The organism is Actinomadura rugatobispora (assembly GCF_042656285.1).
GTDB lineage: Bacteria > Actinomycetota > Actinomycetes > Streptosporangiales > Streptosporangiaceae > Spirillospora > Spirillospora rugatobispora.
Genome location: NZ_JBHSON010000006.1, coordinates 81,207 through 96,061, shown reverse-complemented (window position 1 = coordinate 96,061; position 14,855 = coordinate 81,207). Strand labels below are relative to the sequence as shown.

Sequence of the window (14,855 nt, the reverse complement as noted above, 5' to 3'; positions counted from 1 at the left end):
CACCGCCGACGCCCGGGGAGCTCTCAAGCGGGCGAAAGACGGAGGTGGCGGAGTTCGAGGTCCTCGCCCGTCGTCTCGTTCCACGCCTGGTAGGACCAGCCGCCGGGCGTGGAGATGCCGTAGCCGTCCCGGAGCGCGGCGGCGACGCTCTCGGCGAGGGCGCGGTACTGCCGCGAGGACGCCGGCCAGGGCAGGACCTGCCACCAGTTCTCGTGCCCGGCGGACGGATCGGGCTCCCGCCAGCCCGCACGGGCGATCGCCCGCGCCCCCTCCGGCGTCGCACGGGCCCGCTCGCTGAGAAAGGAATCGGCGACCACATAGGCGACCAACTCGTCCGGGCCCTGGGCGAACTGCGCGTACCGCCCGGACTCTCCCGGCTCCGACAGCACCAGCAGCGCGCCGGCCGGGAGCACGGCGAACTCCTCGGCCAGCCCGCGGGCGAATTCGTCCCAGTCCACCTACAACCCCTGGCTCACGGCCCAGTCGTGCTCGTCCACATGCTCGTTCGTCGCGAGGGCGATGTTCACGATGCGCGACAGCCGGTGGAGGGACACCGTCGAACGCTCGCCACGCCAGCGGACCTCCGGGTTGCCGCCCGGCAGCCGCCGCGTCGGCTCCCCCAGCGCGCCCGACACGGCCGCCGTCATACCGGCGAAGGCGTCCTGGAGCCGGGCCCGCTCCTCGGCCGACTCCTCATCGACGAACGAGGAGACGGCCGCCGTCACTCGTACCGCACGGCCTTCCTCGAAGGTGAACCGACCGGTCGCCCTGCCGAACCGGGTCCCCAGCCTGGCGACCGTCTCCCGGCGCGACTCGACCCGCCATCCGAAGACATCCGCGATCTTGTCGACATCGGCCCGGTCACGCGGCCATTCCAGATCGCGCAACCTACGGGCGGCCTCGGCGATCTCCTGATCCGAGAGCCTCTCAAGGTCGGTCATGACCGCATCCTAGCGGGCGCCTCCAGCCCCGAGATTCGCTGCGGCACGAACGGCGCATCGTCTCTCGCCAAATCGAATCGCGACCAGCGCACCACGCCCTTCTCGTCGGTGTGCACGCGATGGTATTCGATCTGAAGGGTTCCGTTGTCGAAGGCGTCCTGCAGAACCTTCCGCAGTTCGGGATTCGCTTCGAGGGCCTTCGCGAGATCCGGGTCCCGCGCCATGACCCAGGCGAGATACTCGGGGGTGCCCTGCTCGGCCTTCTTGCCGCCGTCGACGAGCCGGCCGCCCAGGTCGGCTCCGCCGCCCTTGGCCTCGACGATCTTCAAGGTCGGCGGAGCCCCCGTCACCAGCGAGGTCACGTCCAGGGTCCCGGAGGTTCCCGGCTTGTCGTCCAGCGGAGTCAGAAGGACCCCCGCCCCGGCCGCATGGGCCGCGTAGTCCTTGGCCGCGATCATTCCGAGCTTTTCACTGAGGCGTACGAGTTCCTCACCCTTCTTCGCGTAATCCCGCGCCCATTCCTCCATGTCGTCCAATTCATCGAGCAGCGCGTCCCGCTGTCGCGGACTCAGCCCGCCGCCGGCCTCTACATTGTTCGCGGCCGACATCAGGGAGTCATCCAGATTGCTCTTGCTCAAAGCATGGATGCTCTTGAGCCCATAGGGATTTCCTTCGGCAAAACCGTTCACGCCCGGAAGCGCCCGGATCTGCCTCGCGAGATTCGCCCTCTCCCTGACGATCTCGTCACGCCGCTCGACCAGGTCCTTGATCTGCTCCTGCACGCGGGGGCTCGGCGTGTACTCTTTCGGGCCCTCGGCGAGCTTGTGCTCGAAGTCGAACGGGCGCTCGCGGAACGGGTCCTTGGCGAACCTGCCGTTCTTGTCGTGCAGGCGCTGCGTCAGGTCGTGGCGGTAGGTGTCCGGCGGGTCCCCGTCGAAGTGGAGCTTGCGGTCCGGTGTGCGGTAGGTGCCCTCGGGGTCGTCGGCGCGATGCAGCCGCCCGTCCTCCCCTGTGATCAGCGGTGGCGGGTCGTCGCGTGAGGTGGGGGTGCCGGCGAGGTCGGAGGACGGGGTGTCCTCGGAGGGACCTCGGGCGGCTGTCTCGCCTTGGGGGCCTGGCGCGTCGCGGTTCCCGTCGTGGCCGGGGGCGAAGCCGTTCTGGCCGGTCGGATTCGCGGTGCCGTTGGGGTGGTGGGACGTCCACGAGCCGTTCGGCGGCCAGGTGGGGCGGGGCCGGCCGTCGGGGCCGGGCTCGGACGTGGACGCGAACACGTTGCCGTCGGTGTCGGACCAGGCCGGGCCGCTCGGGGCGAGGACGGGGACGCCGAGCCTGCGGGAGAGCTCGGCGGCGAAATCGCCCTCGCCCGTCCGGCAGGACAGCAGCATGACCTCGCGCCCGTTCCAGTTCGGGTCGTTGCGGATCAGCGCCGCCAGATCGTCCACGCTCAGGCGGCGCGTGCCGACGCGCACGCCGTCCGGGTCGCCGTGGCCGTCCACCACGAACCGCTGCGGGTCGGCCGGGACGCGCCGGGCCAGGTCGCGCATGCCCTCCTCGTCCGGGCCGTAGAAGGCGCGGCCCGCGGGGGTGGACTCGCTGTCGCGGTAGACGTCGCGCAGGTGGGACGGGAGGTCCGCCGGGACGCCGTCGGGCGGCGGAGGGGCGGTGTCCTGGGGCGGCGGTGGCGCGCCGTCGTGGCCGGAGGGCGTGTCCTGGTACCAGCCGTAGTGGGAGGCCGCGTCCGGTCTGGCCGTGCGGCTGCTCAGGTCGGTCGCGGGGCCTTCTGGGGGCCGCGGGTCCTGGAGGGCCTGGTTCAGGGCCTCCTGGAAGCGTCCTATGACCCGCTGGTTGATGGCGCGGTCGAGCGCCTCCTCCTCGCGGGTCATCGGGCGGTTCTGCTCCTCGGCGGCGTTGGGCAGGTCGCGGCGCGCCTCGTACAGGGAGTGCTCGTACGCGGCGACGTCGTCGATCGACCGCAGGTGCAGGCGCAGCTCGCCGATGTGGCCGTTCGGCATCCGGACGGTCAGCTGCGCGTCGCGGTAACCGCTCGGCACCGGGTTCTGCATCCGGTCCTTGAACGAGACGATCTCCACGCCGTGCCGGGCCGCGATCGACTGGATGTCGGCCAGCGCCCGGTACAGGTCCGCGACCGTGTCGAACTGGATCTTGGCGCCGAGCAGGTCGTTCAGCCGGCTCGGGTCCCCGTCGTAGTCGCCCATGATCTTGTCGAGGGCGCGGACCCGGTCCTTCTCCCCCGGGCGCAGGTGCGGCTCGCCGCCCAGCGCCCGGATCGCGGGGTCCTCGACCAGGGCCCGCAGGACCGGCACCGAGTCCCGCATGCTCTGGTACAGGCCGTCGAGGTACTCGTTGAGGTGCGGGTCGGACCTGTCCGCGGCGGGCTCGCCGTCGAAATCGGGCTGGGACGGGGCGACCCGCGGGCGGGGGTCCTCGCCGGGCCGCCGGTTCTCCTCGATCGAGCGGGACAGCCGCTCGCTGACCTGCCGCTGCTCGTCGGTGAGCGGCGTGGGCTCGGCCCTCGGGCCGGTCCCGTCCAGGAACGCGTCCGGGCCGCGCCGCTCGACGTCGGCCACGGACTGCTCGAGGATCCCGACCGCCTCAGGGTGGCTCAGCAGGCTGTCGAGGGTCTTCGGACGTGACAGCAGCGAGTCGCGGAGGGACGTCTCCAGATCGCTCAGGCCGTCCCCGGCGATGATGCGGGCCAGCTCGGGATGGTTCGGCAGCGTCTCCTCGATGCGCGCGCGGAGGCGGTCGCCCAGGGGTTCGCCGGCCTGCTCCAGCATCCGCTGGACGCGCGGATCGTCCTGGATCCGCCGCATCGTCTCCTCGGACGCGCGCGGCGGCGCCGGGTCGGCGGGCGGCGCGTCCGCCCCCGGCGGCCGGACGTCGCCGTCACCGGTGGAACGCGGTGCCGCGCCGCCGTCGTCGGGCGCGGAGGCGAGGTCGCCGCCGCGTGCCGCCGCGAACGCCGGAGCGGGGATCGTCGCCGCGGGAGCCGACGGAGCCGGCGCGGGCGGCTGCGGCGCGGTGCCGCGCAGGGTCGGCGGCAGGTTGAAGAAGCTCCGGTAGTGGACGGTGCTGACCGGCGGCGCCTGGTTGTGATCGGTCTCCACCCACCGCGCGTGCACCACCTGCGGCGTGCGGCCGGGCAGGTTCGGCTCCGCGAAGAACTCGAACCTGTCCACCTCGACGTTGTTGGAGGCGTCCTCCTGCCGGGCCCTCAGATCCTGTTCCAGCTGGTACCAGCTGGTGGGACGGGTCGTCCCGTCCCGGTTCCAGCCCTGGTTCTCCACCCGCCACTGCGGGAAGTAGTTGATCGCCTCGCCCGGTCCGTGCCCGGCGTGGCCGAAGATGTGGCCGCCGTCGAACAGCCGGTACGGCGGGTACTCCCCGCGGCCGGTCGCGCCCGCCGCGCGCTGCACCGACTCGTAACGGTCGTGGTCGCCGCCGTACTCCGGCCTGCCCGTCGCGCTGTCCGCCTGGCCGTTCTCGTCGGTGTGGTAGAGGAACGTGGCGGGCTCGACGTCGTCGTCCCCCAGGTTCCCGGTGCGGACGGCCGGCGGCGGGTCGAGGTCGTCCGACGACAGGTTCTCGAACCGGTCCCGCGGCTCGATCATGTAGTTGGTGTTCGGCCGCGGGACGCGGACGCCGCCGTCCGCGGTCTCCTGGGTGCCGAGCTCGGGGTTGTAGCCGCCCTCGGCGTCCCCGTACCACGTCCGCACCCACTGCACCTGCCGGTCGCCGCCGGTGTAGAAGACGCCGTGCAGCCGGCTCTCCGGCGCCGGCGTGCGGACCTCGTAGCGGGTGTGGGCGTCCAGGTCGGTCCGCGTGCTGAACGGCGGCGACGCCGGGTCGTGCTCCATCTCCCGCCGGTGGATCGGCTGCGCCGGATCCGTGCCGGGGATGTGCGTCGGCGGGTCGAACGGCGCGGCGGGCGGCGACAGCCGGTCATCACCCCCGCGGAACACGTGCGGATCCCCGACCCCCAGGTCCACCCGGTGCACCACGCCCGGCTCGGGCTGCGTCAGGTCCGGGTTGGTGTTGGGGTCGACCGCCGGCCGCGGGGGCGTGGAGACGTGCGTGACCCTGCCGTGGCCGTTCGGCGGCTCGGGCGGCCCCGTGTACGCGATCGTCCGGACGACCGTGCCGTCCGGCGTCCGCTGCCGGACCTCGTAGCGCGTGTGCGGGTCGAGGTCGCGGCGGTCGGCGACGCGGTCGGCCGGCCCGACCGTGACGCTGTCCTCGCGCTGGTGGGACGGGTTCCAGTCCGCCTGCTCGTGCGGCGACCTCCCCCGCGGGGACGCGTCCTGCCCCGTGGTGTCCACCGGATGCCCGGGGGCGTGACCGTCGCGTCCGGCCGGGCTGGTGCCGCCGCCCGGGTGATGCGTCGTCCAGCCGCCGTTGGGCGGTATGTCCGGGTGCATGCGCCCGTCGGGCCCGCGATGCCCGGACGAGGCGTACACGTTCCCGCCGTCATCGGACCAGGCCAGGCCGCTAGGCGCGGTCACCGGCACGCCCAGGCGCGAGGCCAGCTGCGCGGCGAAGTCACCGTCCCCGGTGCCGCAGGACAGCAGCATGACCTCGCGGCCGTTCCAGTTCGGATCGCGGCGAATCAGGTCGGCCACATCGTCCGCGCTGAGACGGCGGTCGCCGACCCGCATCCCGTCCCGGTCACCGTGGCCGTCCACCACGAACCGGTCCGGATCCACCGGGACGCGCTGCGCGAGATCCCGCATAGGCCCGTCCTCGGGGCCGTAGAAGGACCGTCCGGCCGGAGTCTGGTCGCTCCCGCGGTAGACGTCGTCCAGGCCCGCGGGCGGCTGCTCGTCCACACGGCCGCCGTCGACCTCGCTTTGCGGATCGTCCAGGGCCGAACGCGGCCGTGCGTCACCTGGATCATGCGGCGCGGACGTCCCCGGCGCGGCCGCGTGCCCCGGACTCGGCGCACCCGGCGGGATCGCGGTCGCGCGGACCTCGTAGACGGGCCTGCCGTCCGGACCCCGGCCCTGGTACTGCACATCGGTGATCTCGTACCGGGTGCCGCGCGGCAGCACCAGCTCCCGCTGGTTCGGGTACGCGCTGTCCTGGCCCATCCACACGCCGCGCGACCCGGCCGGAAGGTCGATGTGGATCCGATAGTTGAACGGGTTGCCGTCCACGACCGCCGGATCGCGTCCCAGCGACGTCGACATGTAGGCGGGCTCGGTCTGCGTGGAACCCACCAGCAGCTCCGGGCTGCGGTTCCCCAGCGGAGTGCCGTCGGCGAGCCGCATGAACGACACGTCGTGCAGCCCGCGCTCCACCTGGACCGGCTCGGGAAGCGGCTGGTCCAGAGCCTGGTCGAGCTCGGCGATCCGCTGGTTGAACGCCGCCACGGTCGGCGGCCCGCCGAAGTACTGGTGCAGGAAGTCCCGCTGCTGCGAGGTCTGCACCATCTGCGCGACCCGCTGCTCGGGGTTCGGGAACGACAGCACGTGCTGGAGCAGCCCCCGCTGCTGCGGGGTGAGATTCGGGTTCGCCCACATGCGGTGCAGGTCGGGCGTCCTCGGCAGGTAGCCGCCGTTCATGTTCGCCAGGTCCCACAGCGCCCGGTGCTCGGACTCCATGCGGTTCAGGAACCCGGGCAGGTCCGCGCCGGGACGCAGGAACTGGTTCGGCATCGACTGCACCGTGTACCAGTGCAGCGCCTGCCGCAGATGGGGCGGCAGCCCGTCGTAGACGTCCCCCAGATGCCCCTCGCCGTACGCCTCGCCCTCGTCGTCGGTGCCGAACCGCCGGACGCCGTCCGGCCCCACGTCACCGGGCCGGGAATCGCGCGGCGGCGAGGGGTCCGCGACGTCCCAGCCGCTGGACGACACCTGCCCGTGCTCGTCGACGTCCACCCGGCCCGTGGGCGTGACGACCCGTACACCGAGGTTCTCCGCCAACCGCGTACCGAAGTCCCCCGCACCGGCGCGGTCGGCGAGGATCATCACCTCGCGGCCGTTCCAGTTCGGGTCATTGCGGATCAGATCGGCGACCTCGTCCGGCCCGAGCCGCCGCCCGCCCGGAGCGAGCCCGTCGACCACGAACCGCCGGGGATCCGCGGGTATCCGCCGTGACCGATCCCGCGCCGCCGGATCATCGTGCAACGACCGCCCGGCGGGGGTTGCCTCCCCACCGTGCCGCGGCCGCCCGGATCCGGGCGGAGGAGCCCCCGTCCCGTCGTCCGCCCCTGGCGTCCGCCCAGGCCCGGAGCCCTCGGCATCCGCCCGTCCAGCCGGAGCCCCACCCCGAGGATCGGAAGAACTCAAATCCGTAGAACCCCGCGGATCCGCAGGCGTACGCGGATCAGCGGCAGCACGCGGATCGGCAGACGAACGCGAATCCGTCGTCGCACGCGGGTCCCCGGGCGTCCCCGAACCGGCAGACGAACGCGGGTCCGCGGTCACGCGCGGATCCCCGGCCGTACTGGGCCCAGCAGCAGCGCGCGGGTCTGCGATGGCACGCGGATCAGCAACGGCACGCGAATCCGCAGGCGTACTGGACGCAGTCGACGAACGCGGATCCGCAGGCGTACGCGGATCAGCGGCAGCACGCGGATCGGCAGACGAACGCGGATCCGTCGTCCCACGCGGGTCCCCGGGCGTCCCCGAACCGGCAGACGAACGCGGGTCCGTGGTCGCGCGGGGATCGGCAGGCGTACTGGACGCAGTCGACGAACGCGGATCCGCAGGCGTGCGCGGATCAGCGGCAGCACGCGGATCGGCAGAGGAACGCGGGTCCGTCGTCGCACGCGGGTCCCCGGGCGTACCCGAATCGGCAGGCGAGCGCGGGTCTGCGGACGTGGCGGGCCCGGCGGGGGTGTTGGTGGTGGCGGGCGGGCGCGAAGGTGTCGCGGCGCGCGGGTCGGACGACGGTGTGCCCGTGGCGGCGGGGGTAGCCGACGGGCGTGGGTCGGTGGCTGCGTTCTGGTCGGCTTGGGTGCGCGGGTCTGTGGGCGGAGGGTCGTTTCCTCGGGCGGCCGCGGGCTGGTCGGAGCCTCGGGGGGTGGTGGTCGCGGGGTGGCCGGGGGCGTGGCCGTTCTGGCCCGCGGGCGCGGTGTCGCCGTTGGGCTGGTGGGTGGTCCAGCCACCGTTGGGCGGCATGTCCGGTTCCTTGCGGCCGTCGGGGCCGGTGGTCCCGGAAGACGCGTAGACGTTGCCGTCGGTGTCGGACCAGGCGAGGCCGTGCGGCGCCGTGACCGGGACGCCCAGGCGCTCGGCGAGCTGCTGGGCGAACGGGCCGCCCGCGGTGTCGCACGACAGCAGCATGACCTCGCGGCCGTCCCAGTTCGGGTCGTTGCGGATCAGGTCGGCGACCTCGTCGACGCCGAGGCGACGGCTGTCGACGATCATGCCGTCGGCGTCGCCGTGGGAGTCGACCACGAACCGGTTCGGGTCGGCCGGGACGCGCTGGGCGAGGTCTCGCATGGGGGCGTCGTCGGCCCCGTAGAAGGAGCGGCCCGCAGGCGTGGACTCGCTGTTGCGGTAGACGTCGTGCAGGTCCGCCGGGAGGCCGTCGGGGATCTGGCCGGACGCGTCGTCTGGTTGGTCGGGGGTCTCGGCGCCGTCCGTCGTGTCCGTGTCGGTGGCTTCGCGGTGGCGGGGGCCGTCGTCGGGCGGCGGGGGGCCGTCCCCGTCGGACGGCGGTGGGGCGTCACCGCCGGAACCCGTGGTCGGGTCGAGGTCGAACTGGCGCCGCTCGAACCCCGAGTAGTACGGGTTCCCGTTGGCGTCCACGCCGACCTGGGCGCGCGCGTAGTGGTATTCGAGCGTCCCGTCGTCGAGCGCGTCGCGGAGGTCGGCGGCGAGGTCGGCGTCGGCGCCGCCCCGCTCCTCCATCGCGTTCAGGATGCTCTTGACGTACTCGCGGTGGCCCTGCTGGTACTGGTGGCCGTCCTCGCCCTGGCGGGAGCCGAGCTGCGCGGACGGCCCCTTGGCCTCGATGACGAAGTGGTGGTCCTGCCCGGTGACGGGGTCGTGGACGCGGTAGACCTGGTCGAACTCCCCGCTGCGGGCGCTCTGCGGCGCCTCCCCGTCGGCCGTGGGACGCGGGAACAGCTGCTCGATCTCGAGGTCGGTGCGCGGCCCGAACCGCTCCTGGAGGATGGCCTGGAACGCGTCGTCGGCGGCGTGCTCGCCGAGCTGCTCCCCGTAGCCGGTCTGCTCCTCGAACGCCTGGCGCCGCTCCTCGCGGTTCTCGGGCGTCGGGTCGCTCTTGTAGTTCTCGACCGCGTCCCTGACCCGGTCGATGGCGTCGGAGCGCTGGTTGATGAGGTCCTGGAGCTCCTGGCGGCGTTCGGGCAGGACCGAGGCCGGTACGGGGCGCTCCTCGACGTAGTCGGCGCGCCGCACCGGGGTGTCGGGCAGCGCGTCCCACTGGCCCTGCTGGTCGTTCCAGCGCAGCGGAGGGTTGACGTTGCCGTCGGCGTCCGGCGCGGTCGTGCGACGGACGGCCTGCCCTTCGCGCAGGTAGTAGTTGCTCCAGTCGAGGGCCTGGCGCTTGCGTTCGCGGGTCTCGGGGCTGTCGCGGACGGAGTCGCCCGGGCGGCGCGGCGGGTCCTGTGGCGTGCCGTCGCCGTCGTCGCCGCGGGCACGCGGAGCCGGGCCGGCTTCCGGTGGAGCGGAGTCGCGTCCGGGCGGCGGCGTTCCGACCGGCGTCGGCTGCTGGGTGCCGGGGTCGTTGGCGCGCGGCGGCGCACCGGCGCCGGTGGCGTCGGGCCTGCCGACCGGGCTCGGCTGGCTGCTCAGCGTGCTGCCGGGCGGCGTCGTCTGGGTGGACGGGTCGTTCGGCCGCGCCGGGGTCGCCGGCTGCTCGTTCCGCTGCGTCGCGGGCGTTTCCGGGGTGCGGGGCTGGCCGGGGACACCGTCCCTGGGCGGCGTCGTAGCCCCATCGGGCCGCTCGGGACGCTGGTTAGGCGTTCCCGGCCCCTCCTCGGTCGGACGGCGCGGAGTGCTGGTGCTGTCGTCACTCGTACGAGGCGGCGTGGAGCCCTCGTTGGTGGTACGAGGCGGGGCGCCGGTGGTGTCGTCCGTCGCACGCGGCGGGGTGGAGGTCTCGCTCGTACGAGGCGGCGCGCCAGAACTGTCGTCGGCCGCACGCGGCGGCGTGGAGCCCTCGTTGGTGGTACGAGGCGGCGTGCCGGTGGTGTCGTCCGTCGCACGCGGCGGCGTGGAGGTCTCGCTCGTACGAGGCGGCGCGCCAGAACTGTCATCGCTCACACGCGGCGGCGTGGAGCCCTCACCCGTCGTACGCGGCGGCGTACCGCTGGCCTCGTCGGCGGTACGAGGCGGCGCGCCAGAACTGTCGTCCGTCGCACGCGATGGTGTAGAGCCCTCGCCCGTCGTACTAGGCGGCGTGCCCGTGCTGTCGTGCGTCGCACGCGGCGGCGTGGAGCCCTCGCTCGTGGTGCGAGGCGACGTGCCGGTGGCCTCGTCGGTGCTACGCGGCGGGGCGGAATTCTCGTTTGTTGCACGGGGCGGCACGCCAGAGCCGTCATCGGTCGCGCGCGGCGGCGTGGAGCCTTCGCCCGTCGTACTAGGCGACGTGCCGGTGTTGTCGTTGGCCGTACCGGGCGGCGTGGAGGTCTCGTTCGTCGTACGAGGCGGGGCGCCAGAGGTGTCGTCGCCCGGACGGCGTGGGCTCGGGGGTTGTCCCTCGGGCCGGTTCGGTGTCGACGGGCGGTTGTCCGTGGACGGCGGGCGGTTCGACGCCGGATCGGCGGACGGCGTCGTGGACGGGCGGGCCGTCCCAGGCGAGCCTCCACCCGGCGACGACCCGCCTCCGCCGCCCATTGCGGGGGCTCCGCCGACGGGCATCGCACCCGGAGCCGGGGCGCCCGCGGCTGCCGGAGTACCGGACGCGGCGGGCGTACCCGAGGACGGCGCCGCGGACGAAGGCCCTGCGGACGCACCCGGATCGCTGGGCATCGACGCGAGCGTGGCACCGGGGATCGTGCCCGGGGCCGGGCCACCACCGCCGGTGTCGCCTGCGAGCAGGCTGGCGACACGGTTCCCTCCACCGGAGCCGCCGTCGGAGGACCCTGAACCGGTTCCGCTCGGGGAACCTCCGTCGCCGTTCGCCGACGACACCTGCGGCGAACCGCCCGGGGACGACCCGCCCCCGGTGTCCGTGCTTCCGACGGGCGTCGCCTGCGGGGAGCCGCTGCTGGACGTGTCGGTCGAGGGGCCGCTGGGCGTCTGCGGAGAGCCGCCGGAGCCGTCCGAACCGCCTCCGGTGGACGGCCCGCCCGGGGAAGGCGACCCACCGCCACTGGACGAACCGTCGCCCGTGCTGGAAACGCTCGGCCCCGAGCCGGTCGATCCGCCGGAACCCGAGTCGCCTGAACCGCTGCCGGTGCCGGAGCCACTGCCGGTGCCGGTGCCCGAGCCGCCGTCGCCGCCCGAACCGGTCCCCGAACCCGAGCCCGTTCCAGAGCCGGTCCCGCTGCCGGAACCGCCGCCGTCGCCGCCACCCGAGCCCGTCCCGGAACCCGTGCCGGAGCCCGAGCCCGAACCGGAGCCGCCGTCGCCGCCACCAGAACCCGTACCGGAGCCCGTACCCGAGCCGGAGCCGCTGCCCGTACCCGAGCCGCCGTCGCCGCCGCCGGAACCTGTGCCGGAACCCGAGCCACCGTCGCCGCCGCCTGAGCCCGAGCCACTGCCTGAGCCCGTCCCCGAACCCGAACCGGAGCCGGAACCAGACCCCGAGCCAGATCCGCCGTCGCCCGAGCCTGAGCCGTCACCCGAGCCGCCGTCACCGGAGCCGCTGCCGCTGCCGGTGCCCGCGCTGAAGTCGGTCAGGCCGCCGCGGGCGCCGCCGATCGCGCCGCCGGCCGCGCCGGAGGTGGCGCCCTTGGCGATGTCCTCCAGGCTGAGGGACTCGCCGTGGATGGCGGCCGAGGCGATCGTTCCGGCGGCGCCGCCGAGGGCCTCGGAGGTGCCCTCGCGCAACGCGCCCTTGAGGAGGCTGCCGGCGGCGGTGTCCGCGGCGCCCTCGACGCCGGGGATCTTGCCCATGCCGCCCGCGATGCCGCCGGAGATGGCGCCGCCGATCGCGCCGTCCACGGTGGACCGCAGCGTCTGGTCCCAGTTGATCCCGTCCCGGTTGCCCTGGGCGACCTGGATGCCCTGGATCAGCAGGTCGAGTCCGCCGCCCTCCAGCGCGCCCATGACCGCGCCGTGGATGATGGCGTTGCGGGCCAGCCAGGACAGCAGCCGCTGGAAGATGATCCGCGCGCTGACCTGCCCGGCGGCCTGGACGGCCGGGATCGCCGCGGTGGACGCGCCGAACGTCGCGAAGGCGGCCTTGATCAGGAGGATGATCTCGATCGCCGTGATGATCAGCAGGGCGATGAACATGTACTTCGCGTACTCGATGTCCGTCGCGCCGTCGTTGAGCACCTTGGCGAGGTTGTCGCAGGCCTCGGCGAGTTTGGTCAGCCGCTGCGGATCCACGGAGACCCAGGTCTCCCAGTGCATCCGGAACTCTTCGGCGGCGTAGCCCTGCAGCGAGCCCAGCACCTCGGCCGCGACGCCCTGCAGTTCCCCGATCAGCTCCCGGACCTCACCGCCGGCGTCCGTCCAGCCCTCGGCGGCACGCCGCATGGCGGTCTCGTCGCCCTCCGGCCAGTCGGAGCCCACGATCCAGGACAGCCATTTGACCGAGTCGGGGATCTCAAGCCCCACGGATCACCGGCTTTCCTGGAGGGTGCCCCGGCCGTCAGGCTGGGGAGGAATCTGGCCGCCCGCGGAGCGGGGCAGGGAAAGAGCAACCGCCGTCAGGCGATGGGTCGTCCCCCGGTATGTGCGTATCCGATCATGTCGGCCTCCCCTGACGTTGTGTGGTGCGGGTGGCCGGTCGGGTACGTGGAGTGAGAATGTCGGTGGCGGTCGGTAGGTTCCGGTGCCATGCGGACGGCGTACAAGTGCCGGGCCTACCCGGACTCCGAGCAGGCGGCCGTCTTCGGCCGCACGTTCGGGTGTGTGCGCCTGGTGTGGAACAAGACGCTCGCCGAACGCGTCGCGGCCTACCGCGAGCGAGGCGAGAAGACCTCCTACAAGCAGACCGACGCCGCGCTGACCCGCTGGAAGAAGACCCAAGACCTCGCGTTCCTGTCGGAGGTCTCCTGCGTGCCGCTCCAGCAGACGCTGCGGCACCAGCACACCGCGTTCGCGAACTACTTCGCCAGGCGCGCCCGCCACCCGCGGTTCAAGAACCGCAACGGTCGCCAGGCCGCGCACTACACGCGCTCGGCGTTCCGCATGAGGAACGGCGAGCTGCACGTGGCGAAGACGAGCACGCCGCTGGCGTTCGTGTGGTCCTTCGACGACGTGGACCTGACCACGCTGCATCCGACCATGGGCGTGATCTCGCGTGAAGGGGACGGACGCTGGTATGTGACCTTCGCCGTCGACACCGACGCCCCCCGGCCCCTCGCCGAGACCGGACACGCCATCGGGATCGACCTGGGCGTCAAGGAATTCGCGGTGACCTCCGATGGGGAGCGCATCGCCAACCCCAGGCATCTGGAGCGAAAGGCCCGCAACCTCGCCCGCTACCAGCGCCGCATGGCCCGCTGCCTGCGCGGGTCGGCCAACCGCCGCAAGGCCAAGGGCAAGGTCGCCCGCGCCCACCGCAAAGTCCGCAACGCCCGCGCCGACTTCCTGCACCGCACCTCCACACATCTTGTGCGCAAGGCCGACACCATCGTGATCGAAGACCTCGCGGTCGCCAACATGGTGCGCAACCGCAGCCTCGCCCGCGCCATCTCCGACTGCGGGTGGGGTGAGTTCCGGCGCCAACTGGAGTACAAGGCGGAGCGTGCCGGGCGGCGGCTGGTGGTCATCGACCGCTGGCACCCCTCGTCCAAGACCTGCTCGGCCTGCGGGCACCTGCTCGCCGAGCTGAGCCTCTCGACCCGGCACTGGACGTGCCCGGGCTGCCGCACCCGGCACGACCGGGAGATCAACGCGGCCGAGAACATCCTTGCGGCCGGTCTGGTCGCAGCCGGGGCGAGCCCCGGCGATGTCTGCGGAGCTGATGTCAGACGGCAAGGGCCCTCCCTTCCGCACTCGGCTGTGAAACAGAAACCACCGGCGGCGCGAGCCGCCGGAATCCCCTCCCTACGGCTCTAGGGGAGGGGAGGATGTCAAGTCTTCCGGATCGTCGCGGCGTCCTCGGCCGCGCTGTACTGCTTGGCCATCTGCTCGACGCCTTCGCGGACCTGTCCGAGCCCCTCGGCGAGCTGCCCGAACAGTTTCAGCACGTCCTGGCTCGGCTTCAGGTAGTTCTTCTCGAACTCCTGGCCGGTCTTGTCGCCGCCCCAGCACTTGCCCTCGGCGGAGAGGGCGGACTCCAGGGCGGTGTGGATCCTCTTGAGGGAACCGGCCCCGCGCTGGAACCCGCCGGCGGAGCGCTTGAGTGCGCCGGTGTCGACGCGCAGCTCGTTGGTCATCGGTCCAGCAGTCCGTAACGTTCGCGTACGGCGTCGAAGTCGCCCGGGGTGTCGCCGACCAGCTTGGTGAAGTCGAAGTCCGACTGCTCGGCGCCCTCGGGCACCAGGCCCTCCATGGCCTCGCGGGCCTTGCCGGAGACCTGGTCGGCGGCGTTCCGGGCGGCTTCGAGGACGGCTTCGGCCAGTTCCTCCGACCCGAGCTTGCGGTAGCGGCGCGGGTCGAACTCGAGTGAGGTGAGCCGCCCCTGCCGGTCGACCCTGGCCTTGACGGCCCCGTCCCCGCCCTCGCCCTCGGCTTCGAGCGCGGTGAGCCGGTCCTGCAGCTTCTTCAGCTGCTCGTGCTGCTTCTTGTACTCCTTGAGCAGCTCATCGATATGCGCCTGCCACTCCGCGCGCACCTGGCCCCCTCCGCCGTCCCCCGG

General features: G+C 73.1%; 6 protein-coding genes. 1 reads left to right on the top strand and 5 read right to left on the bottom strand.

What is annotated here, in order from left to right; translation table 11 throughout:
• Positions 1-23 precede the first annotated feature (23 nt).
• Genes ACFPZN_RS05980 through ACFPZN_RS05970 form a run of 3 tightly spaced genes read right to left on the bottom strand, consistent with a single transcriptional unit; the run spans position 24 to position 12,664 of the window.
• Positions 24-458, bottom strand: a complete 435-nt coding sequence (locus ACFPZN_RS05980; RefSeq protein WP_378280778.1) for a TY-Chap domain-containing protein — start codon at positions 456-458, stop codon at positions 24-26.
• Positions 459-941: a DUF6301 family protein gene (locus ACFPZN_RS05975; protein ID WP_378280777.1), complete on the bottom strand. Its 483-nt coding sequence runs from the start codon at positions 939-941 to the stop codon at positions 459-461.
• Positions 938-12,664 carry a WXG100-like domain-containing protein gene (locus tag ACFPZN_RS05970; protein ID WP_378280776.1) on the bottom strand — a complete coding sequence of 3,909 codons (11,727 nt, stop codon included), beginning with the start codon at positions 12,662-12,664 and terminating at the stop codon, positions 938-940. The genes ACFPZN_RS05975 and ACFPZN_RS05970 overlap by 4 nt, the downstream gene beginning before the upstream one ends.
• Positions 12,665-12,886: 222 nt before the next feature.
• Between ACFPZN_RS05970 and ACFPZN_RS05965 the strand changes: the two genes are divergently transcribed.
• On the top strand, positions 12,887-14,113 hold the full coding sequence (locus ACFPZN_RS05965; protein ID WP_378280775.1) for an RNA-guided endonuclease InsQ/TnpB family protein: 1,227 nt from the start codon (positions 12,887-12,889) through the stop codon (positions 14,111-14,113).
• A 14-nt stretch (positions 14,114-14,127) separates the two neighbouring features.
• Here ACFPZN_RS05965 and ACFPZN_RS05960 read toward each other — a convergent pair whose 3' ends face one another.
• Entirely contained in the window at positions 14,128-14,433 is a 306-nt protein-coding gene (locus tag ACFPZN_RS05960; RefSeq protein WP_378280774.1) for a WXG100 family type VII secretion target, read from the bottom strand.
• Complete coding sequence (locus tag ACFPZN_RS05955; RefSeq protein ID WP_378280773.1) at positions 14,430-14,831, bottom strand: YbaB/EbfC family nucleoid-associated protein; 402 nt, start codon at positions 14,829-14,831, stop codon at positions 14,430-14,432. The genes ACFPZN_RS05960 and ACFPZN_RS05955 overlap by 4 nt, the downstream gene beginning before the upstream one ends.
• Positions 14,832-14,855: the final 24 nt, after the last annotated feature.

Bases quoted from the DNA above. Each gene is read 5' to 3' on its own strand.
- ACFPZN_RS05975 (WP_378280777.1), bottom strand. From the start codon at position 941: ATGACCGACCTTGAGAGGCTCTCGGATCAGGAGATCGCCGAGGCCGCC.
- ACFPZN_RS05960 (WP_378280774.1), bottom strand. From the start codon at position 14,433: ATGACCAACGAGCTGCGCGTCGACACCGGCGCACTCAAGCGCTCCGCC.
- ACFPZN_RS05965 (WP_378280775.1), top strand. From the start codon at position 12,887: ATGCGGACGGCGTACAAGTGCCGGGCCTACCCGGACTCCGAGCAGGCG.